Source organism: Enterococcus sp. AZ156, assembly GCF_051714165.1.
Classification (GTDB): Bacteria; Bacillota; Bacilli; order Lactobacillales; family Enterococcaceae; genus Enterococcus_B; species Enterococcus_B pernyi.
In genome coordinates this window covers 1,339,502-1,361,136 of record NZ_JBIORI010000001.1, presented here as the reverse complement: position 1 = coordinate 1,361,136, position 21,635 = coordinate 1,339,502, and the positions used below count along the sequence as shown (strand labels likewise).

Here is a 21,635-nt window from a genome sequence, read left to right as displayed (position 1 = left end):
ATTACTCCCATTCTTCCAGCCAATTCTTTAATGATACTTTTGGCAGCTCTTCTTGTTGGGCTGGCTGATCGATTTCTTTTTGAAGCAGTTGCTGCTTTCTGCGTTTTTGATCTTCTTCTACTTGCTGTTTGGTTTTTAAATTTTTCCGTTCCCAAGATAATAAGATACGGTCGATATAATTGAAACTATACGCTTGGTTCAATACAGCCTCCCGTAAAGCTAATTTCAAAATCTCCGGATGATAATGGTCCTCTTCCAACCACTGTCCGATCCGTTGGAATTCAATAGAGGATAAGGGCCGTCCAAACTCTTGTTCAAATAATTGATAGACTGAACGTGTCGTTTTTTCTTGGACTTCTTCTTCTTGCTTTAGAGAGTCTTTTTCTAATAATCTTTCTAAATGCATATACGTTGGTGTCAAATCATAGCGATCCGCTTTACGTCCATCAATAAGTGTAGTTTCGATCGCTATGAAATGACCACTGACCAATCGATTCAAAATTTGAAAAACTTTTTCTTGCTTAACGCCCATATTCTGGGAAATATTCATCAGATCCGGGAATGAATCTCCTTCTGATTGTGCCATATGCAACTGTAATATAAATAAAAATTCATCTGCTTGTAAGCCGATACGATGATAATTTTTAAGCAAAAGATTGGAAACGATCGTTTGACCAGCTTTTAAATAGTTTTCTAAATTCAACATTATTATCCCTCTCTTTAAAATTAGTATACGTAAAAACAAGAATTGAAGCAAGAAAGGATTATTTGAATTTTTTTTAAATGTTTTAGTGGTTTTTATATTTAGTTTTCACTTTTCGGAATATATGTATGCTAGAAAAAAAGGCTGCTTGTATTAGTATATGCTCTCCTCTATGAAAAGGTCTCATATCTAATCTACAAGCAGCTTAGAGAATGACGCTCACGCTCGATAGAACGTTTATTATTGTACTTCGTCATCCGTTCGTAGCTCGTATGGTTGTCCTTCATACGTATACTCTGTATTCAATGTTCCATCATTTTCATCGGTATAGATCCGTCGACTAAACGGAAATTGATGGTCCTCACCATCTGTTGTCTCATCTCCAGATAAAACGAATTCTTCTGCTTGAGTTTCATTTAATTGATTGATCACTTCTTCTGCTAAAGAATCGATATCGATCGTTTCATTCCCTGTCACTTTTTTATAATCTTCAATAAAATTATCCTGTTGTACAAAATATTCTTTTTCCATAATGATCCTCCTCTAGTCCAACTCACTACATCTGCTTTGTTGGAAATTAATTACATCTATTATTTTGACAAAAAAAACAAAGGAAAACAACTAATTGCAACTGGTGAAGTCTGCAACAAACCATTCCTGTCTCGTGAGAAATAAAACAAAAAGTGTCAATAAAAAATTTTGACCTTTAAATAGCCAGTTGAGTTCCAAAAAAAAGAACCAACTGGAAACAATATTGCTTCCAGATGGCTCGTCTATGACGCTTTGACCAATTATTGAGCTGTCTCGATTTCTCCTAGAGCTGCTTGTGCAAGAAGATTCAAGTAGTTCCAAGGTCGATCAAAATGAGGTTGGAAGAAGAAGTCAGAAAGAGCTAAGTCTTCAACAGTCATTTTATTTTGAACCGCTAATGACATCGTATTAGCAGATTGAGTGATGTCGTATTTAGACATGAATTGTGCGCCTACGATACGATTTGTTCCTTTTTCATATACTAATTCCATCATGACTTTTTCAGTCGTTGGCATGAATTCTGGACGATAGTTATCTTCAAATAGTGTTGCTTGGACATCCAAGTTATTCATTGGGGCACTTTCTGTTGTTACACCTGTTGAACCGATCGTCCAACCGAATAAGTACAAACCAGAAGTTCCTTGTGTTCCACGATAAGCCATTTTTTGCTCTGTTAAATTGTTTCCTACTAACAATCCTTGACGGACCGCATTTGTTGCTAAAGGAATGTAGTTTTGCGTACCACTTGGGTTATAATTGACAACTGCTGAATCGCCCGCTGCAAAAATATCTGGATTGCTTGTTTGCATGTACTCATTTACTTTGATTGCGCCGTTTGGCAATGTTTCTACTTTACCTTCTACTAATTTTGTATTTGGTCTGAAACCAACACACAAAATAACCATGTCCGCATCAAATGTTTGGCTAGCTGTAGTTACTTGTTTTACTTTACCATTCTCATCTGGAATGAACTCAGAAACGTTTTCACCTAAAGCTAAAGTAACTCCACGATCAACCAATTCTTTTTCTAACACATCCGTAAATGGTTTATCAAGATATTTATTCAAGATACGATCTAAACCATCGATCAATGTCACTTCTTTGCCAGACTCGACAAACGCTTCGACTAATTCGATCCCAATATAACCACCACCAACGATCACTACTTTCTTCGCTTCTTCTGCTTTAGCAATGATTTCGTTTGCTTGATTATAGTTTTTACATAAAAGAATATTTTCAGATTCGATCCCTTTGATTGGCGGGATGATTGGCCATGAACCAGTAGTCATTACTAATTTGTCATAAGAAACTGTTTCAGTTTCGCCAGTTTTTAAATCTTTCGCTGTGACTTGTTTGTTTTCTGTGTCAACATCAGTGACATCATGTTCCATTTTCACTTTCGCACCTAACGAAGCTAACTCTTCAGGGTTTGAATAGAACAAGCCTGCTGGGTCTTTCACGACGCCTCCAACATACAATGCGATCCCACAAGATAAAAATGAAACATTGTCGTTACGTTCATAAACTGTAACATCTGCTTCTGGGTTGTTTTTTAAGATGCTTTTTACTGCTGCTGTTCCTGCATGGGTACAGCCGATTACTACTACTTTCATGTGTGTCCCTCCGATAAACGATTTGTCCTTTGACAATTTTTACTATAGCAAAATTAAAACGTATCCAACAGTTTTATGCTTGTGAATTCACAAGTGCTTACTTATCATATTTTGCGCATTTTCGATTTAAAACACTGATAAACAAACGTTCTTTTTGTGATGTTTTAAACTAACACCTCTATGCTTGTGAATGAATACGAAATCGCATAAAAAATCGCATAAATATTTTCACCTTTCTTAAAACTGTTAGTGTGTTTTCCTCTTAGTTTCATAGGAGTAGGTATTCCATGTTTTTCTACACGTCACAAATAAAAGACAAAAAAACATCAACAAAGTCATTTGACCTTATCGATGTTTCAGATGTTCGCACGATTTATTTTTTGCAATTCGGACATAGCCCATATAATTCTAAACGATGATCATGGATTTCAAAATCAGTTAAGCGCCCCGCCGCCATTTCAATATCTTCTAGCCCTGGATAATGAAAATCGACGATCGTCTCACAATTTTGGCAAATCACATGATAATGTCTTTGTGAACTAAAATCAAATCGGCTTGATGCATCACCATATTTCATTTCTTGAACAAACCCGATCGATGTGAACAATCGTAAATTATTGTAAACTGTAGCAACACTCATATTAGGAAAGCGATGCTCAAGCGCCTTGTAGATTTCATCTGCAGTTGGATGCGAACGATGCTCAATCAGATACTCTAAAACTGCGTATCTTTGCGGCGTAATCCGAATATTTTCTTTTTTCAGCTGCTCGATCGCCGCTTCTACTTTTTTATTTTCCATATAAACAAAACCCCACCTTATTGTTCTTTTATTATCATACTATTTTTATTTTTTTAAATCTACATATTATGGAAAGAAAAAGAAAAGAATTTTATAATTTTGCCTATTTTATGCAAAAAAAGTGTAAAATAACAGATGTTTCACCATTATTTCACACTTTTTATTCAGATTTTCACGTAGACTTACATATCCTGATACAAAGGAGTAGACAAATAACGTTCTCCGTTATCAGGAATAATCGCAAGAACTTTTTTTCCAGCACCTAGTTCTTTAGCTACATTAAGTGCAGCTTCAACTGCAGCTCCTCCAGAAACACCCACTAAGATACCTTCTTCTTGCCCCATACGGCGAGCTGTGATCATTGCTTGCTCACTAGATACTGATAAGACTTGATCATATACATTCGTATCTAACGTATCCGGAACAAACCCTGTTCCGATGCCTTGGATTTTGTGTGGACCAGGTTCTTTTCCTTCTAAAACGGCAGATTCGGCTGGTTCAACCCCAACGATCTTAAGCGCTGGATTGATCCGTTTTAATTCGTGTCCCGCACCGGTGATCGTTCCACCAGTACCGATTCCTGCGACAAACGCATCCAACCCATTCACACCAAACGCCGCTTGGATTTCTGGACCAGTCGTTTTTTCATGAACTAATGGATTAGCTGGGTTTTCAAATTGCAGAGGCAAGAAATACCCATTTTCTTCAGCCAGACGTTTTGCTTCTTTGATTGAACCACTGATGCCTTCTGTCCCTGGAGTCAAAATTAGTTCTGCTCCGTAGCCCTTCATCAATAAGCGACGCTCGATACTCATCGTTTCAGGCATGACAAGTTTCACATGATATCCTTTTGCTACACCGACCATCGCTAAACCAATACCAGTGTTCCCTGAAGTTGGTTCAATGATTGTATCACCCGGTTTCAATATTCCATCATGTTCTGCTTTTTCAATCATATTCAAGGCAATACGGTCTTTCACGCTTCCACCTGGATTGAAGAATTCCAATTTAACAAAAACATCCGCAGCTCCTTCTGGAACCATCTTATTTAATCGAACGATAGGTGTTTTACCGATCAATTCTGTGATCGACTGATAAATCTGTGTCATGTTTTTTCCCCCTTCATTTGCTTCTCTATTAATCATAATACAAAAGAGGTACTTCTGCGAGTGATTCTTACTGGAGAAGCAAAAAATAGAGGCATATCCAATGATATGCCTCTATTTTTAAGTTGATATAAAGTTAGACATTGATTTCTTGTCCAACCAATAATGAATAATTTGACATCGTCATGCCATTTTTTGCCATCAGATCATCGACGGACATACCAAATTTTTGAGCAATATCCCAAAGTGTATCTCCAGAGACGACAGTATAAGTTTGGTTACTACTTGTCGTAGTCGTTGTAGAGGTTGTCGTACTGGTCGTTGTGGTACTTGTCGTACTAGTTGTTGTTGAACCAGTTGATGGTGTATCAAAGCGAGTCAGATTATATGTGCTGATCAATTCATTTAATTTGTATGCGTAATTAGGATCTGTTGCATAACGTCCAGTTAAATAAGCTGTTGCATCATAATAGCTGGTTGTATTACTTTTCCATACACCTGAATAATGATAATCGCCTGTCGAAAAACTAGTAGATCGTAAAACATTCGCATGATCTTGGAATGATTCCCAATAAGATGAATAGCGACGGAAAGGTTCGTTCATCGTTACCCATTGACCATTCAAATATTCTTGCGTATTCATATATACCACAGATTGACCTGCGCTACCTTTGACTCCAAATAAGTTGTAATATGGTGCACTTGATAATCCAGATGTACCATAAGCACTTTCAAGTAATGCTTGTGCAATCATGACAGATGCATATAAGTCATTGCTTGCTGCAACTTCAGAAGCAGCCCATCCGATTTGATTGATAAATGCTTGCGGATCGGCAGAAGATGCGACATCTAACTCATCCGCACGTACAGTTTGTGGTGTTGCTGTGACCAACATTGGCCCAACTAATAGGCTTGTCCCCACTAAAGGTGCAATGGCTTTTTTATTGATGGTCATTTTCCTTTTGGGCCTATGGTGTCGAGCGCTACGGGTTCTCAGCTCTTGCATTCAAATTCCTCCTCAAATGAAACAGTAAATAAAACTTCCTCTTAAACGAAACTTAATCATTTAAATTATACGTTTTATTTTATTGAAACTCAAACGAATCTTCAATTATTTACTTTTTGTAATCTTCACGTAATCAAAAAGTAACACAAAAGTAACGACAATTATCCCTTTTTACTAATTTGTACCTAAAAAAATAGAAAATTGGAGGCTTGGAAAAAATCTCCAAGCACTCCAATCGAACTGCTTTCAGTATTTGTCTATAATTGATTGAAGACGTTAACTACATTATCTACTGTAAAACCAAATTCTTCAAGTATTTTGTTTCCAGGAGCAGAAGCACCAAAGTGATCGATCGTGATCGTTTGACCTTCGATTCCTACATAACGTTCCCATCCAAATGAAGCAGCCGCTTCAATCGCAACACGCTTCGTCACTGATTTTGGCAAGACACTTTCTTGATATTCTGCAGATTGTTGTTCAAACAAATCAAAACTTGGCATAGAAACCACTGAGACATCTTTTCCTTGTTCCGCTAATACTTTTTGCGCTTTGACCGCTAGATCCACTTCTGAACCTGTCGCGATCAAGATTCCTTCTGGTTGTTCCCCTTTAGCTGGAGACAAGACATAGGCACCTTTTTTAACCATATCATCCGCCACTTCTTTTGTTGTTGGAAGAACTGGTAGATTTTGACGACTCAAGACTAAGATCGTTGGTGTATCTGTCGATTCCATCGCAACTTTCCACGCCGCACGAGTTTCGTTCCCGTCCGCCGGACGTAAGACATGGACACCTGGCATACTTCTAACCGAAGCCAATTGTTCCACTGGCTCATGCGTCGGGCCATCTTCACCAACTGCCACAGAGTCATGGGTCAAGACGAAAATAACTGGCGTGTTTTGGATCGCTGCTAAACGCACAGCTGGTCGCAAGTAATCGACAAAGACAAAGAATGTTCCCCCATAGATCCGGGTACCACCATGCAATTGGATCCCGTTCATCGCTGATGCCATCGCAAACTCACGAACACCAAACCAAATATTGCGGCCTTCATAGTGTTCAGGCGTGAAATCTTTGTCTGCTGTCACCATCGTATTGTTTGATCCAGATAGATCGGCAGAACCACCCCAGAAGCTTGGGATCGCTTTTGATAATTCTTGGATAACTTCTTTACTTGAGACACGACTCGCTTGGCTTTCACCTTCGTCGTACGTTGGAAGTTCGGCATCCCAATTCTCTGGTAACTTCCCAGCAAAAGCATCTTCGAATTGTTGCGCTAATTCTGGATACGCTGCTTTGTATGCTGCGAACATCTCACGCCAAGCATTTTCAGCTTTTTCGCCTTCTTCAACCATCGTTTGACGGAAGCGTTCCGCCACTTCTTCTGGTACGGTAAAGTCAGGGTATTCCCAACCATAGATCTCTTTAGCTTTTTGAATGCCTTCTAAGCCAAGTGGTGCGCCGTGAACCGCAGAAGTTCCTTGGTTTGGTGCACCAAATCCGATGACCGTTTTCACTTCGATCAATGTCGGTTTGTCTGTTTCGGCTTTCGCTTCTTCAATTGCTTTTGAGATAGCTTCCAAATCATTGCCGTCTTTGACCAAGATATGTTGCCAACCATAAGCTTCATAGCGTGCGCCAACATTTTCAGTGAAGGCTTTTGAGGTTGGTCCATCTAAAGAAATATCGTTTGAATCGTATAAAACGATTAATTTTCCTAATTTCATATGTCCAGCCATCGAACTTGCTTCTTGAGACACACCTTCCATCAGGTCGCCATCGCCACATAACGCATAGGTATAATGATCAACGACGTTGAATTGATCTTTGTTGTAGGTCGCTGCTAGATGCGCTTCTGCCATTGCCATCCCCACAGCCATTGCGATCCCTTGTCCTAACGGACCAGTCGTTGCTTCGACGCCGTCCGTATGGTTGACCTCAGGGTGTCCTGGTGTTTTTGATTCCCATTGACGGAATTGTTTCAAGTCATCAATCGTCACTTGGTACCCGGCTAAGTGCAACAAGCTGTACAACATCGCTGAACCATGTCCCGCAGATAAGACAAAACGGTCACGGTCTGCCCAGTTTTTAGAAGTTTTCGGATTCACTTTCAAGTGTTTCGTCCAAAGGGCATAAGCCATTGGCGCGGCACCCATTGGTAACCCGGGATGTCCTGAATTTGCTTTTTGTACTGCATCGACACTCAATGTACGGATCGTATTCACACCAAGCTGATCAATTTTATCAAACAATGTAACCCCTCCTGTAATTTAGGTTTTTTTTACCTATATTTCTACTTCTAATTTTATAGTATCTCCTCTGAAAAAGCAACGACTTTTAGTTTTTTTTACTAAAACTTGCTATTTCGATCGTGGAGGCCTTTTTTCTTCTGGATTTCTTTCAATTTATCTGGTGTGACATCATTTCCATCGGGATCAACCACTTTCATCCCTTCAATATGATGTCTCATGCCAGAACGAAAGGCTGTCAGATATGCTTCTCGTAATTCCTTTTGCTCTTTGACTTCAGCTGGTGTCAATCCTTCTGCTTTTTTCTTTTTAGCTAACTGATTGATACGTTCGATTTTTTCAGGCGATAACACAACTATTCCTCCTCGCTTTTGCTTCTCCTACATCTTATATAAAAAACGAAAAAAAAACAACTACATCAATAGTCTTTAATGCGAACATTTGTTTGAAATCATGTGTTTTCTATGGTACTATTTAGTTATCAAGTGAAAGAAGGTGTACCTTGTGGCCCGACAAACTGAAACAAGACAAATCGAAGTCTTACGATATATTCACGAACAAGTGACCCAAAAAGGCTATCCACCGACTGTCCGTGAGATCGGAGAAGCTGTTCAGCTTTCTTCCACATCGACAGTCCATGGTCATCTTGCCCGATTAGAGAAAAAAGGCTTTATTCAAAGAGACCCTACGAAACCACGTGCAATCGAATTGACGCAACAAGGATTATCAAAAATTGGGATTCGCCCAACGACGATCCCTGTTCTCGGCGTTGTTACTGCCGGAGAGCCGATACTAGCTGTCGAGGAAGCTTCTGACTTCTTTCCAGTCCCACCAAACCTTTCCTCAGAAGAAGGCAGTCTGTTCATGTTGACGATCCGAGGAGAAAGTATGATCAATGCTGGGATATTGGATGGCGATAATGTCATTGTCCGTAAACAAGAAACTGCACAAAATGGTGATATCGTGATTGCGATGACTGCAGAAGACGAAGCAACTTGCAAACGGTTCTATAAAGAAAGAGATCATTTCCGTTTGCAACCCGAGAATGATTTACTGGAACCGATCATTTTAGATGAGGTGTCGATCTTAGGTCGTGTCGTTGGTCTGTACCGTAGTCATATTTATTGATAAAAAAGAAAATTCAGTTATTTATTTACGAGCTTGAGATCATGATCTCAAGCTCGTCTTTTCCTCTTTTAGTAGATATCTTTGTTCTTTTTGAACTTCCCTCTTTACAAACCGAACAAAAGTTCGTATACTAATGATACGAACTTTTGTTCGCATTCTATAAAGAGGTGAAAATCATGAAATCAATGAGACGTTTTGGTTTAGTATTGATCGTTTTGTTTTTAGGTATTATTATTGGTAATTTTGGTCTACGTACAGCGCTGTTGGTTTTTGTTCCTTTGTTTACATTGTGGTTTATGTTGTGGGATGAAAAAAAATACCGTCAATCACAACGTCGTCAATCCCATGAAGACTCCTTCTATCACGAAACCTATTACAGCTCCAGGCACTCGTAAAAGTAAATAAGATCGCTTCTATGAAAAATCCGTCCAAGCAAACGATGATCGCTCGTTTGCTTTTTTTAACGACAAACTGACTACCTACTCCTTGCACACATTTGTTCCATCAATAAATTGAGGCTACTCATCCAACGAAAATCCCCTTCCGCAAACGATTCATCCGTTTGTGGAAGGGGGTTTTCTGTTCAATATTTTATTTGATTAATACTCCATCAAAGTAATCATGTCGTAGCCTTCGATTTTGTCACGACCATGCAGATCCATCAACTCGATCAAAAAGGCACAACCCACAACAACTCCGCCAAGTTCTTCGATCAATTCGATCGTTGCTTTGATCGTTCCACCTGTTGCTAATAAGTCATCACAGATCAAGACTCTTTGTCCTGGTTGAATTGCATCTTTGTGCAACGTCAAGGTATCTGTACCGTATTCAAGCCCGTAAGTGACTTCGATCGTTTCGCGAGGTAATTTTCCTTTTTTACGCACAGGAGCAAAGCCCACGCCTAATTCGTAAGCCACTGGACACCCTACGATAAATCCACGTGCTTCTGGTCCAACGACCATATCGATACGTTTTTCTTTCGCATAATCAACGATTTGCTTCGTTGCTTCACGATAAGCATCTCCATCAGCCATCAATGGCGAGATATCTCTAAATATAATTCCTTTGGACGGATAGTCAGGAATACTGGCAATATAATTTTTTAAATCCACTTTATTGTTTCCTCCTAGGTTGTTAACCATTTTTTTATTGTGGGAATGTCACTTAATAGTAAGAATTCCTCTGATTTGATTTTTTTCAATCGCTCCTGATAGCGGTCACTTGCAGTCAATAGATGACTCGCCGGATCTGCGACTTTCTCCAAAACACCATTGTTTATTGTAACAAACTTCAACTCAAAAAACACCTGTATCATAAAAATTAATAATTTTTGTGGAATTTTTAAATAGTTGGCCATTGCACCTAATTTATGTCTGATATCGATCCGTTCTTGCGCATGGATCAATTTGAAGAGTCGAGCATATTGTTCTCTTGTTCCTACACCGTTCAAGTATGCTTCATCAACAGAAATACCTAAAAAGTAAACTCGGCTAAAGGACCCAAATGATAAGATCTCTTTCAAGTCGTTCAAATCGGTTGGACAGTCGATCACAACTAATGCGTTTGGGTCATTTTCCTGAATCCATGATTGAATCATTTCTTTATCTGTCCAATGAATGATGTGTTTTTGTATCGACTCATTTAGTTCTTTGATCGATGCTTCATCAAACGCTAAATAGAACGGACTTTCGATTTCATTTGCTAATGTTCGGTAACGTTTCGCCCGCCAATCAAATACTTGCAATCCTTCTACTGCAAAGTCAGAAACCATCAGCTGCGGTTTTTTGCGCCCATTCCATTCATTGATCGATAATTGTCCTACAATATCAAGCGAATCATCTACAAATTCATTTTCTTGTGGGCCAAAACCAAACGCGACAGCATCTAATTGACTATCTTCATCCACTAAAGAAAGCTTCAAGTGCTGTTGGTTCGAACCGATTCGTTTTACATTTTCGACAGCAACCTGTTTGAATAAAAAGTTAGGTACAGGATTATCTGTTCCGAATGGTGCCAGTAATTTCAATGTAGCGATTTGTTCGACCGTTACATCCTTTGGGGAGACGATTTCATCGATCACCAACACAGGACCTTTAGACAAGTCGATTTGCTTTTCTTCTATATAGGCATTCATCCGGTCTTGTAACTCAGGGATATTTTCCGCTGGCATTGTTAATCCGACTGCTGCGTGATGGCCGCCAAAAAATGTAAACAATTCACGCATCTCATTCAGCATATCGAAAAGATTCAACGCTTCGATACTTCGACCTGATCCTTTTGCAACGGACTGGTCTTTGATGCCTAGCACGATTGTTGGTTTGCCTGTTTGATTCATGATTTTTCCTGCAACGATCCCTAGTACCCCTTCATGCCAGCCTGGATGTGCTAATAAATGGATCTGGTTCTCTTCATTGATCATCGCCAATGCTTCTGAGGTGATTTGCTCAACGATCGCTTTACGTTCTTCATTGACCGTTTGTAACTGCTCGGCTAATGTCTGAGCTTGACTTTCGTCGAATGTGGCTAGTAATTCAACCGCTGGATTAGGGTCTCCCATCCGGCCGATGGCATTCAAGCGCGGGGCAATCAAAAAACCGATCATCGGTTCATCCGCTTCATTCATACGTACACTACTTTTCGCAAACAGTGCCTGTAAGCCTACTCGCTCGGTATGACGAATTGCCTCTAAACCTAACGCCACTAGCGTCCGATTCTCATCAGTCATAGAGACAAGGTCAGCGATTGTGCCAATTGCGACTAAATCTAAAAATTCTGCTGGTGGTTCTTCCAACAAAGCGGTCGCTACTTTAAACGCGACACCGACACCTGCTAATTCTCCAAAAGGATAATTGCCTTGTGGATGGCGGGGATGGATGATTGCATAAGCCGCCGGTAATTCACTAGGCAACTCATGATGATCTGTCACGATCACATCTACTCCCTGCTGTTGTGCATAAGCAATTGCTTCATGCCCAGCTACCCCATTATCGACAGTCACGATCAATTGAGTCCCTGCGGCTATTTTCTCTTGATAAACGGTTAGATTAGGTCCATACCCATGTTCAAATCGATTAGGTAAAAAGACTTCCACTTGGGCACCAAGCAATTCTAACGTTTCTTTCATGACGGTCGCACTGGTGATGCCATCTGCATCATAATCTCCGTAAACTAAGATTTGTTCACCATTGATCACGGCTTCTTGGATACGGCTGATTGCCTTGTCCATATCAAACATCAAATATGGATCATGCAACTTTTGCTCTTTTGGATGTAAAAACCGATGGATACTTTCTTCCTCTCGGTATCCTCTTTGCCATAGCAATTGCCCGATCAGAGGAGACAATCCTTGTTGTTTGATTATTTGGATAAAAGATTCAGAAGGTGTTGTTTCATTGACCTTCCAATCAAAATTTGCTCGTCTCACATACTCACCCCTAACTTAGTCATTATAGCAAACGTCTTCTCTAAAAAAAAGAATTTCAGAAGATTAGATTCTGACATCTCCAACTTAAATAAACCAAAGTAGACAAAACAGATTCGTTTGCCTACTTTGGTTGCCTTTTAGAAATTGAGTAATAAATCCTCTATTTGATTTTTGATACAGTGATTTCTACCACTTTATTCTATTTACTTTCAAAAAAACATCAGCTATCCATGATCAATCAAAGTAATTGACGCTTTGCTTTGGTGTTTGAGAAGGTGATTCAGAAGGTGTTTGCATTTGTTCGATCTGTATTTGCTTTGCTTGTAATTCTGCTTGATAGGCCGCTTCAAGTTCCGCACGTTCATTTCGAAATTGTCTTTGTTGTTCTTCTGTCGCCTCTTCGATTTTCTTTTGGATATCTGCTTGGTTCTCTGCTAATTCTTTTGTTAATTGTTTTAATTGTTTCTTCTGTTGCCATAGTGTCGTAAAGGCTGTTAAAAATACAATCAATGCACCAATTAATGCTGAACCAATGATCACTAGAATCAATGGCGCATTAAAAGAAGCAAATCCAAAGCTTACAGGAACATTTTGATTGTTCAATACAGCGAACACGACAATGACAAGTACAAGTAAAAAACCAACGATCACACTACCTTGCTTTTTCATTTACTTCACCTACTTTTTATTAAAAATTCCACCTGCAAAATAATCCCCAATGGTTGGGAAAAGTGCATAAAATTTAGACGCGATTTCTAGCAATACCGGCTGATTGATCTCACGTTTAGGATGCTTCATCGCTCGCACGATCGTTTGTGCTAATTTAGTTGAATCCAAAACTAAATGACCGACTTTTTCCAAATAACTACCACTTGGATCAGCCTTATCAAAAAATTCCGTTTCGATTGGTCCGGGATTTACCGTAGTGACCGCGACTCCTAGTGGCTTCAACTCTAAACGTAACGCATTTGAAAAGCCCAAAACAGCAAATTTAGTAGCAGAATAGATCGTAGATTTAGCTGTCGCCATTTTTCCTGCCATGGATGCCACATTGATGATATGTCCTTGACGTCTTTCTGCCATATCGATCGCAAATTTTTGTGTCAATACCATCATCCCCAAGACATTGACTTCGAACATATCGTAGGCTTTTCCTAAGTCAAAGGATAAGAAATCCTCAAAGATACCAAATCCAGCATTATTGACTAAGATATCAACACGACCGACCTCAGTTATCACCTTGTCGTACAATTCATCTACGCTGTCAGGATTACTAACATCTAGTTGAAACGCATATGCTGGTTTTCCACTTAGTTCTTGACAAACCGCCTTCACTTCGCCGATTTGTTGGATTCTTCTCGCACACGTGACAACGATTGCTCCTTGTTTTGCTGCTTCATAACAGATTTGTGCACCTAAACCACCAGAGCCACCAGTGACTAAAACGACTTTATTTTCTAAATTCAACTTTTTTCCTCCTCTTGAAACGGAACATCCACAACCTCAAAATCTTTCATGACTTTTGTATTTGGAAAGATTTCTTGTGCTTCTTGTTCAAGTTCTTGTGTTGCTTTTCCTAGATATCTCGCACTGATATGGGTCAGTAATAATCTTTGGACATTTGCTTCTTTTGCCACTTCTGCGGCTTGATGAGTCGTTGAATGGAAATAATTATGGGCCATTCTCGCCTCGTTTTTATTAAACGTACTTTCATGCACCAAGACATCTGCGTTTTTTGCTAATATAACAGAATTGGTCGTTTTTCGAGTATCTCCTAAAATGGTCACGATTCGGCCTTTTTTATCTGGACCGACAAAATCACGTCCATTGATGAGCTGGCCATTGTCTAATTGGACCGTCTCCCCTTTTTTTAGTTTTCCATAGATGGGACCAGCTGGAATATTCAGTTCTTTAAGCTTATCCACTTGTAATTCGCCTTTGTGATCATGCTCAACGATCCGATATCCGTAGCTATCGATGCCATGGCTTAATTTTTTTGCATACACAGAAAAGTGTGCGTCTTCAAAAATAGCTTGATCTTCTGATAAATCAATAAAAACAAGGGGATAGCCTAGTTTGGTTTGAGAAATCGTCAGCGCATTGCGTACAAATGCTTCCGTTCCTTTAGGGCCATAGATTTCTAATGGTGTTTCGCCACCCTGAAAAGAGCGACTACTGATTAAACCTGGCAAACCAAAAATATGATCCCCATGGAGATGAGTGATAAATATTTTTTCTATTTTTCTTGGACGGATATTTGTTCGTAGAATCTGCATTTGCGTGCCTTCCCCACAATCAAACAACCAAATCTCATTTCGCTCGTCCAAAAGTTTCAATGCGATACTTGAGACATTTCGATGTTTAGCAGGAACCCCTGCGCCTGTACCTAAAAATTCTAGTTCCATAATTTACCTAACTTTCTATTCATTCTTATTAATTCTAGGGTAAAATCAGCCGACAATCAACTGAAATTCGCAGGATAATTTTTAGAAGACTGTCCCTATAAATGAAAAGAGTGAATAAGTACCACTATTCTTACATCCATTCTTTTTATCGTTATTCAGAAGGCGTAGTATCCTCTGAGCTATCGGTTGGCTTTTTGTGCTTTTCATCCCAATTTTTCTGCGCTGTTTCTTTTGCATGTTTTTCTACCTCAGTTGCATCATGAACGTCTTGTTCTACTTCTTCATAATCCAATCGAGTGATTTCTCCACCTAATTCCATCATCACAAGTTGGTTCAATGGTCGGTTGTCCTCTTCTTCTGCGATCAAGATCAGACCTGTTGTGCCTTCGCCGATCTTATTTCCAACAAAATCAAACACCGTTTGTGCATCTTTGATTTCCTTGGCATCTTGGCTCGCACCGATCATTCCGCCCGCAAACCATCCTAGCAAGATCCCTAATGGGCCACCTAAAACGCCAACTAGCATTCCGATCAAACCACCTTTAGAGGATTTATTGTTCCCAGTAAAATCTAAGAAGTCTTCGATTTTGAATTGATGGGCGCCATTAGACTGATGGCTGATGACCGCCATTTGTTCGCCTTTGATCGCTCTCGTCATGTGAAGCTTCTTGATTTCGGAAAATGCTTGGTAAGCTTGACTTTCTAACTCAAAATTCAATATGATCACTCGTTTGCTCATGGAGATCGCCTCTTTCTCATTTTCTTTTAGTGTACCTTGGAATAAACAAAAATAAAAGGGAAAACCTTTAAAAAATAACGCAGTATACAAAAAAAGGAGTTTGACATTCGTCAACTCCTCAAATCCGATAAAGGTTCTACGAAAGCCTGCTCCTAAGAGAGTAAGTCAAAACCCAAAAAAATGAACGATCATTTTCTCAAATTTTGCCTTACTACTTGGAACTGAACGGCTATCTAGTCACTTAAATATGTGGTGTATCTAATATTATTCGACAAATTCAAACTCAAACTCACCAATACGCACCAAGTCACCATCTTTTGCACCTCTGGCACGCAAGGCTTCATCGACACCCATCCCACGTAATTGGCGAGCAAAACGCATCACCGTTTCATCGTGGTCAAAGTTAGTCATTTGGAACAACTTCTCGATTTTCTCACCTGACAATACCCATGTCGCATCTGGTTCACGATCGATCGTAAATTCAGGACCTTCTGGATTGAAGCCATAATGAACGGTTTCTTCTTCGATCTCTTCCTCGTATAATGGGAATTCTGGTGTTACTTCCAACAGATCAGCTGTCGCATTCAGTAAGGCATCCAGTCCTTTACGAGTCACACCAGAGATTGGGAATACTGGGATGTCATCGGCAAATTCATCTTCTTTGTTTTTATTTAGTTGTTCTTTGAATTTCACTAGATTTTCTTCTGCATCCGGCATATCCATCTTATTTGCTACAATGATCTGTGGACGCTCTAACAAGCGCAAGTTATGAGAAGACAACTCATGGTTGATCGCCAAGTAATCTTCGTAAGGATCGCGCCCTTCCATTCCACTCATATCGATCACATGCAAAATGACACGAGTACGTTCGATATGACGCAAAAATTGTGTGCCTAATCCGACGCCTTGTGAAGCTCCTTCGATTAGTCCTGGAAGATCCGCCGCCGCAAAACTACGTCCGTCACTTGTAGTGACCATCCCTAGATTTGGTACAAGGGTAGTAAAGTGATACGCCCCGATTTTTGGTCTTGCCGAAGAGATCACAGAAAGCAAGGTCGATTTCCCAACCGAAGGAAAACCTACGAGACCTACGTCTGCTAGTACTTTTAATTCTAATTCGATTTTACGTTCTTGGCCGGGTTCGCCGTTTTCAGCAATTTCCGGCGCAGGGTTTCTTGGAGAAGCAAAACGGATATTTCCGCGACCGCCGCGGCCACCTTTTGCTACTACTAAAGTCTGACCATCTTCGATCAAATCTCCTAAGAGTGCCCCTGTTTCTGCATCACGTACAGTTGTTCCTTGAGGGACTTTGACATACGTATCATCAGAACCACGTCCATGCATCCCTTTACTCATGCCATTTTCACCGGGCTGAGCCTTAAAGTGACGGTTGAAACGGAAGTCCATCAACGTGCGTAAGCCTTCATCAACGACTAAGATCACATCGCCTCCTTGACCGCCATCACCACCAGCCGGTCCTCCATCAGGTACATATTTTTCTCTACGAAACGCAACCATCCCGTCTCCGCCTTTACCAGCCTTCACGTCGATTGTTACTTGATCTAAAAACATGGACATATTATCGTCCTCCTATTTCCTTTTATCTATTCTAACTATACTGACTACCTGAATTTCCACAATAAACACAAGTCCTGTCTATTTTATCGGTGAATGGCCCGTTTGTCCATCATTAAACTGAAAGTTTCACGGAAATACCTGACTCTTTCTTTATTTTACTGCAAGAACGAATGGAGACAAAATAAAACGTTGTGACCAAAAGTTTCAAGAAAGTTCTTAAAGTTCTTTAAGAAACACTTTGGTCACAACAGTTATTTTACATATTTTTCTAGGAAACTACTTACAGTCTTTTGATAATTCTCAGGATCGATCGAATATGCTTTGGCATGCTCTGCTCCTGGGACGATATATTTTTCTTTTGGTCCGTTCGTCGCTTGGTAGACTTTGTCCAACATTTCGTAAGGAACAAATGTATCCGCATCCCCATGGATAAACAGCATCGGTAATTGGTTTTTTTCTAATTGTTTGATCGCATCAGCTTCCCCAAAGAAATAGCCGGCTCTGATTTTTGTCATCAAGCTGGTTACTTGGATCAGTGGGAACGGCGGTAAGCTAAATAATTCATTGAGCTGATAAGCCAATTCTTCGTTAACAGAGGAATAACCGCAATCTTCGATGATCGCTTTAACATTTGTAGACAGTGATTCTCCGCTAGTCATCATCACCGTCGCTGCCCCCATACTAATACCGTATAGAACGATTTCTTCCGATTGACCGTTTGTTTCAAGCACTTGATCGATCCATTTCACATAATCTTTCCGTTCGTGCCAGCCAAAGCCGATATAATCCCCTTCACTTTTTCCGTGTCCACGCGCATCAGGTACTAATACGTTATAGCCAAGATCATGGAACATCTTTGCGTAATTTGCCATCGTTTCTGCATTGCCCATATATCCATGAGCCACAATCGCCGTCTTATGACTGTCTGTTGCTGGTAGATAAATGGCTGATAGCTTCAACCCATCCGTAGATATCTGTTGCCACTCTTTACGATTGTCAGGATTCGCAAACCAAGATTGTGCACTCGATTCTTCATTTGTTTTTGTTGTGCCAGGAGTATCGCCTTCTAAAAAGTCTTTTTCTGAAGGAACAACGGCATAGTTATAAAAATAATTACCCGCAAAGACTAATACGACTGTCACGAGTAATGTCACGCCGATTAAAATTTTGATCCAAAGTTTCATCTTATACCTTCCTTGCTTTTACATTGATGTACTGTCTAAAATTAGTATAAACAAAGAGGACGTGTGATGCAATCTAGAATAAATAATAATCGTCATTGAAAGACCCGTAAAGCGATCAAAGCTTTACGGGTCCTTTCAATATTTAATTGTATAATTATTTACTTTCAATCAACTTGAAGTTTGACCATGGTTTCAAGAAATCAAGTAAGAATAACTCATCGTCTGAGATACGTCCGACGACATTCACTCGCCCATCATTTTTCATTTCCTTTAAAGCAATTTGTGTTTCGCCTTTATATTGACCATAACCAACGTTATCGATCAATACATCCCCACGGGTCATATCTTTCGTATTATGCGCTGGGAATGGTTTGTCTTTGTAATAGATGCGTGTCATCGTGGAACGCAAGATATACTCTGAGCGATCTCCACGATAACTATGAAGGTTGTCGAATAGACAAATACGTTCGTCTTCTGTGATATCGTCTGCTACATTCACTTTTAATGTAGGATAACTTGCAAAGAAGGCTTCAGACATTGCGCGTAATTCCTCTTCACTCGCATAAGCATTTCCTACTGAGATATCATCGATCAAACCTGTCAACATCAAGTGTTTGACTTGCGTCGCGATTTCAAGATCACGATGGTCTTCTAGTGAACAAAGTCCGTCTTGTGTCGGCCATGGGCCAAAGTCGGCTGTTTGTGAATTTACGAATGCCATCGTATTCAAATTATATTTGCGGAATTTCTCCGAACAAGCGACAAAATGATCATATCCTAAACCAGAATAACGATGAGGGTAAAAGTTATGTGAACCTAGTAAGTTATCTGTGTTCGGCGAATAGCTCATGATATTGTCAACATAATTCGTGCCTGAACTCATGTTGATCTCAATTTTGATATTGTATGGATTGCGAGTCATTTTTGCTTCTTCAGCTCCAGTAAATCCAATATCAAGACGAATGCCGTCAGCGCCCATCTCATCAAAGAACGATAGATCATCATAAGAGATCTCTAACTGTTCAAATAAAGCTGGATTGATATCCACCATGACTTCCATCTCTAATTGATTGGCATAATCGACTACCTTTTTAAAGTCTGCTAAGACTTTTTCTTTATCGTCTGCAATTTGTAATAAACTTGTGAATACACGTTTAAATCCGTATTTATGTGCTAAATCTAAATATTCTTTGTCCTTTTCAAACGTTGAACGTTCTGGATAAATTGAAATTCCTAATTTTCCCATGTGTTGATACCCTCCTGGATGTGCGTTTTTGTATCCACTTACATTATAACAAACCGCTTTCAAATGGTCTACACCTTTTGCTATTTATTAAATAATTTCGCTTATTGTTCGAAAAAGTGTAGGTATTTATCTGATAATTTGCTATCATTAAAGATAACAACGAACTAAAAAAGAAAGGAATTACTTATGAAACACAAAAAATTATTTTTAACTATGAGTATGGCTGCAACGCTATTATTTGCAGCTGGTTGTACGTCGAACGGTTCAGATACCGCGTCTTCAAGTACAAAAGAATCTACAGAAAAAACAACAGAGACTAGCACTGTAGAAAGCATCGATTTAAACTCTTTAGAGTTACCTCAATTGAATACAGAAGTCGCTGATAACGAAGATCTAGTTGAAATGGTCACAACTAAAGGAACGATCAAGATCAAACTATTCCCAGAGCTTGCACCAAAAGCTGTGGAGAACTTTATGACTCATGCTAAAGATGGCTATTACGATGGCGTCACTTTCCATCGTGTCATCCAAGACTTTATGATCCAAGGTGGCGATCCTGAAGGGAACGGAACTGGCGGAGAAAGTATTTGGGGAGAAGGTTTCGAAACGGAGATCTCAAACCAACTGTATAACATCCGCGGCGCCCTTTCAATGGCTCGTACACAAGACCCGAATAGTAATGGCAGCCAATTCTTCATCGTACAAAACTCTGATGACATGCATGATGGTTTATTGAAAGATGATTACCCACAAGCTATCATTGACGCTTATAAAAATGGCGGCTACCCTAGCTTAGATGGTGAATACACTGTCTTTGGTCAAGTCGTTGAAGGTATGGACGTCGTTGATGCGATCGCTGCTGTCGAAACAGATAGCTCAGATAAGCCAAAAGAAGATGTGAAGATCGAAAAAATCAACATCTTACAGGAAGCAAAATAAACACACATTTGATCACTTTGAGGTCGTGACAGAAGTGTTCAGCCTCGAGAAATAAGGCGCCATCCACGAAAATTGTTTTTCAAATTTTTGTGGATGGCGCCTTATTTTTCGAAGAGGTTACTTTTGTTCCCGCCGTTTATTCGGTTATAGGTGGGTGAGATGAACGAATGTCCCACTCCCTTTTTTACTAAAAAAACTTTTGATGGCTGAGACTTTACAACTATTTTTTATATTTTCGCTAAAAAATAATTTTTTTATTTTCATCTTTAGTAAAACTTAACATTTTCAAAACAGTCTTAAATAGACAAAAAAAGATCATCTAAGAATAGAAAACTATTCAGAAGATGATTCTTTTTTGCGGAAAGCTACTTTCCACTCCCCTATTGCCATATCTATTGATATTTTTAGAACCTCTCTATGGGTTCCTAAAGTTTATTTTTATCTTTATGCTTGCTCATTGACAATAAATGTAAATTCACATTCACACACTTTTTTATCGTCAACAAAAGCTTCAGAAATCGCAGTCCCTACAGGCCCTTTCATTTTGATGATCTCAAAATGACACTTCATCACATCCCCAGGAACGACTTTTTGACGGAATTTTGCTTTGTTGATCCCACCGATATACGCACGTTTCCCTAGGAACTCTTCTGATTTTAAAATCAAGATCGAACCTGCTTGTGCAAGGGTTTCTAGGATCAACGCTCCGGGCATGACAGGATTGTCAGGGAAATGACCTTGGAAAAAATCTTCATTGATCGTTACATTTTTTGTTGCAATGATCTTCTTTCCTGAATCGATCGAATCCACGTAATCGATGTAACAAATTGGGTAACGGTTTGGAATAAGATCCATTACTTCCGTTGCTGATAATGCGTATGACATAGTTTACTCCTTCTTTCGGGCAATTGCCGTAATTAATACTTTGATTATCAAAGTATCATATTCTTGATTATTTGGCAATCATTTTTTATTCATCAAAAAA

The 21,635-nt window shown here is 39.5% G+C and carries 21 protein-coding genes; 3 read left to right on the top strand and 18 right to left on the bottom strand.

Annotated features, from left to right (window positions below; genetic code table 11):
* Position 1: 1 nt before the first annotated feature.
* From IGJ95_RS06535 to IGJ95_RS06500, 8 genes are all read right to left on the bottom strand, one after another.
* Positions 2–706, bottom strand: coding sequence for a DnaD domain-containing protein (locus IGJ95_RS06535; RefSeq protein ID WP_153829879.1), 705 nt, complete (start codon positions 704–706; stop codon positions 2–4).
* A gap of 237 nt (positions 707–943) precedes the next feature.
* The gene (locus IGJ95_RS06530) at positions 944–1,234 is read right to left on the bottom strand and encodes a DUF5960 family protein (RefSeq protein ID WP_023519579.1); all 291 of its coding nucleotides are present in this window, start codon (positions 1,232–1,234) and stop codon (positions 944–946) included.
* A 260-nt stretch (positions 1,235–1,494) separates the two neighbouring features.
* A complete protein-coding gene (locus IGJ95_RS06525) occupies positions 1,495–2,847 on the bottom strand; it encodes an NADH oxidase (protein ID WP_010735565.1) in 1,353 nt (450 codons plus the stop codon).
* A gap of 373 nt (positions 2,848–3,220) precedes the next feature.
* Positions 3,221–3,646: a Fur family transcriptional regulator gene (locus tag IGJ95_RS06520; protein ID WP_019724202.1), complete on the bottom strand. Its 426-nt coding sequence runs from the start codon at positions 3,644–3,646 to the stop codon at positions 3,221–3,223.
* Positions 3,647–3,828: 182 nt separating this feature from the next.
* Positions 3,829–4,755, bottom strand: coding sequence for a cysteine synthase A (cysK, locus tag IGJ95_RS06515; protein WP_010735567.1), 927 nt, complete (start codon positions 4,753–4,755; stop codon positions 3,829–3,831).
* A gap of 133 nt (positions 4,756–4,888) precedes the next feature.
* The gene (locus IGJ95_RS06510; RefSeq protein ID WP_019724201.1) at positions 4,889–5,758 is read right to left on the bottom strand and encodes a glucosaminidase domain-containing protein; all 870 of its coding nucleotides are present in this window, start codon (positions 5,756–5,758) and stop codon (positions 4,889–4,891) included.
* Between the two features lie 257 nt (positions 5,759–6,015).
* The gene (gene tkt / locus IGJ95_RS06505; protein WP_023519577.1) at positions 6,016–8,010 is read right to left on the bottom strand and encodes a transketolase; all 1,995 of its coding nucleotides are present in this window, start codon (positions 8,008–8,010) and stop codon (positions 6,016–6,018) included.
* Positions 8,011–8,108: 98 nt separating this feature from the next.
* Positions 8,109–8,360: a DUF896 family protein gene (locus IGJ95_RS06500; RefSeq protein WP_010735570.1), complete on the bottom strand. Its 252-nt coding sequence runs from the start codon at positions 8,358–8,360 to the stop codon at positions 8,109–8,111.
* Positions 8,361–8,511: 151 nt separating this feature from the next.
* On the opposite strand from IGJ95_RS06500, the gene lexA reads away from it, so the two are divergent.
* Together lexA and IGJ95_RS06490 are read left to right on the top strand one after the other, a co-directional pair.
* Complete coding sequence (gene lexA, locus IGJ95_RS06495; protein WP_010735571.1) at positions 8,512–9,135, top strand: transcriptional repressor LexA; 624 nt, start codon at positions 8,512–8,514, stop codon at positions 9,133–9,135.
* A 176-nt stretch (positions 9,136–9,311) separates the two neighbouring features.
* On the top strand, positions 9,312–9,530 hold the full coding sequence (locus IGJ95_RS06490) for a hypothetical protein (RefSeq protein WP_023519576.1): 219 nt from the start codon (positions 9,312–9,314) through the stop codon (positions 9,528–9,530).
* 204 nt (positions 9,531–9,734) lie between these two features.
* Here IGJ95_RS06490 and IGJ95_RS06485 read toward each other — a convergent pair whose 3' ends face one another.
* From IGJ95_RS06485 to IGJ95_RS06445, 9 genes are all read right to left on the bottom strand, one after another.
* The gene (locus IGJ95_RS06485) at positions 9,735–10,247 is read right to left on the bottom strand and encodes an adenine phosphoribosyltransferase (RefSeq protein WP_010735573.1); all 513 of its coding nucleotides are present in this window, start codon (positions 10,245–10,247) and stop codon (positions 9,735–9,737) included.
* Positions 10,248–10,261: 14 nt separating this feature from the next.
* Positions 10,262–12,559 carry a single-stranded-DNA-specific exonuclease RecJ gene (recJ, locus tag IGJ95_RS06480; protein WP_438761578.1) on the bottom strand — a complete coding sequence of 766 codons (2,298 nt, stop codon included), beginning with the start codon at positions 12,557–12,559 and terminating at the stop codon, positions 10,262–10,264.
* Positions 12,560–12,793: 234 nt separating this feature from the next.
* Positions 12,794–13,228 carry a LapA family protein gene (locus tag IGJ95_RS06475; RefSeq protein WP_023519574.1) on the bottom strand — a complete coding sequence of 145 codons (435 nt, stop codon included), beginning with the start codon at positions 13,226–13,228 and terminating at the stop codon, positions 12,794–12,796.
* A gap of 9 nt (positions 13,229–13,237) precedes the next feature.
* Complete coding sequence (locus tag IGJ95_RS06470; protein WP_438761576.1) at positions 13,238–14,026, bottom strand: SDR family NAD(P)-dependent oxidoreductase; 789 nt, start codon at positions 14,024–14,026, stop codon at positions 13,238–13,240.
* Positions 14,023–14,964, bottom strand: coding sequence for a ribonuclease Z (gene rnz / locus IGJ95_RS06465; protein WP_023519573.1), 942 nt, complete (start codon positions 14,962–14,964; stop codon positions 14,023–14,025). Before rnz ends, IGJ95_RS06470 begins: the two co-directional genes overlap by 4 nt.
* Before the next feature lie 151 nt (positions 14,965–15,115).
* The gene (locus IGJ95_RS06460; protein WP_062806239.1) at positions 15,116–15,703 is read right to left on the bottom strand and encodes a hypothetical protein; all 588 of its coding nucleotides are present in this window, start codon (positions 15,701–15,703) and stop codon (positions 15,116–15,118) included.
* Positions 15,704–15,967: 264 nt separating this feature from the next.
* Positions 15,968–17,281 (bottom strand): GTPase ObgE, encoded by a 1,314-nt coding sequence (gene obgE, locus IGJ95_RS06455; protein WP_034689254.1) that lies wholly within the window; start codon positions 17,279–17,281, stop codon positions 15,968–15,970.
* A gap of 251 nt (positions 17,282–17,532) precedes the next feature.
* Positions 17,533–18,465, bottom strand: a complete 933-nt coding sequence (locus IGJ95_RS06450; RefSeq protein ID WP_153830414.1) for an alpha/beta hydrolase — start codon at positions 18,463–18,465, stop codon at positions 17,533–17,535.
* A gap of 154 nt (positions 18,466–18,619) precedes the next feature.
* Positions 18,620–19,711 carry a DUF871 domain-containing protein gene (locus IGJ95_RS06445; protein WP_153830413.1) on the bottom strand — a complete coding sequence of 364 codons (1,092 nt, stop codon included), beginning with the start codon at positions 19,709–19,711 and terminating at the stop codon, positions 18,620–18,622.
* Positions 19,712–19,897: 186 nt separating this feature from the next.
* Here IGJ95_RS06445 and IGJ95_RS06440 point away from each other — a divergent pair, with 186 nt between their 5' ends.
* The gene (locus IGJ95_RS06440) at positions 19,898–20,650 is read left to right on the top strand and encodes a peptidylprolyl isomerase (RefSeq protein WP_019723747.1); all 753 of its coding nucleotides are present in this window, start codon (positions 19,898–19,900) and stop codon (positions 20,648–20,650) included.
* Between the two features lie 444 nt (positions 20,651–21,094).
* Here the strand turns inward: IGJ95_RS06440 and fabZ are convergent, their stop codons facing one another.
* Positions 21,095–21,535 carry a 3-hydroxyacyl-ACP dehydratase FabZ gene (gene fabZ, locus IGJ95_RS06435; RefSeq protein ID WP_010735583.1) on the bottom strand — a complete coding sequence of 147 codons (441 nt, stop codon included), beginning with the start codon at positions 21,533–21,535 and terminating at the stop codon, positions 21,095–21,097.
* Positions 21,536–21,635: the final 100 nt, after the last annotated feature.

What these genes read in the sequence shown, in the direction of transcription:
- IGJ95_RS06525 (WP_010735565.1), bottom strand. Translation starts at nt 2,847, where the DNA reads ATGAAAGTAGTAGTAATCGGCTGTACCCATGCAGGAACAGCAGCAGTA.
- obgE (WP_034689254.1), bottom strand. Translation starts at nt 17,281, where the DNA reads ATGTCCATGTTTTTAGATCAAGTAACAATCGACGTGAAGGCTGGTAAA.
- rnz (WP_023519573.1), bottom strand. Translation starts at nt 14,964, where the DNA reads ATGGAACTAGAATTTTTAGGTACAGGCGCAGGGGTTCCTGCTAAACAT.
- IGJ95_RS06440 (WP_019723747.1), top strand. Translation starts at nt 19,898, where the DNA reads ATGAAACACAAAAAATTATTTTTAACTATGAGTATGGCTGCAACGCTA.
- fabZ (WP_010735583.1), bottom strand. Translation starts at nt 21,535, where the DNA reads ATGTCATACGCATTATCAGCAACGGAAGTAATGGATCTTATTCCAAAC.
- IGJ95_RS06510 (WP_019724201.1), bottom strand. Translation starts at nt 5,758, where the DNA reads ATGCAAGAGCTGAGAACCCGTAGCGCTCGACACCATAGGCCCAAAAGG.
- IGJ95_RS06460 (WP_062806239.1), bottom strand. Translation starts at nt 15,703, where the DNA reads ATGAGCAAACGAGTGATCATATTGAATTTTGAGTTAGAAAGTCAAGCT.
- IGJ95_RS06490 (WP_023519576.1), top strand. Translation starts at nt 9,312, where the DNA reads ATGAAATCAATGAGACGTTTTGGTTTAGTATTGATCGTTTTGTTTTTA.
- IGJ95_RS06450 (WP_153830414.1), bottom strand. Translation starts at nt 18,465, where the DNA reads ATGAAACTTTGGATCAAAATTTTAATCGGCGTGACATTACTCGTGACA.
- IGJ95_RS06475 (WP_023519574.1), bottom strand. Translation starts at nt 13,228, where the DNA reads ATGAAAAAGCAAGGTAGTGTGATCGTTGGTTTTTTACTTGTACTTGTC.
- cysK (WP_010735567.1), bottom strand. Translation starts at nt 4,755, where the DNA reads ATGACACAGATTTATCAGTCGATCACAGAATTGATCGGTAAAACACCT.
- IGJ95_RS06445 (WP_153830413.1), bottom strand. Translation starts at nt 19,711, where the DNA reads ATGGGAAAATTAGGAATTTCAATTTATCCAGAACGTTCAACGTTTGAA.
- IGJ95_RS06520 (WP_019724202.1), bottom strand. Translation starts at nt 3,646, where the DNA reads ATGGAAAATAAAAAAGTAGAAGCGGCGATCGAGCAGCTGAAAAAAGAA.
- IGJ95_RS06530 (WP_023519579.1), bottom strand. Translation starts at nt 1,234, where the DNA reads ATGGAAAAAGAATATTTTGTACAACAGGATAATTTTATTGAAGATTAT.
- IGJ95_RS06535 (WP_153829879.1), bottom strand. Translation starts at nt 706, where the DNA reads ATGTTGAATTTAGAAAACTATTTAAAAGCTGGTCAAACGATCGTTTCC.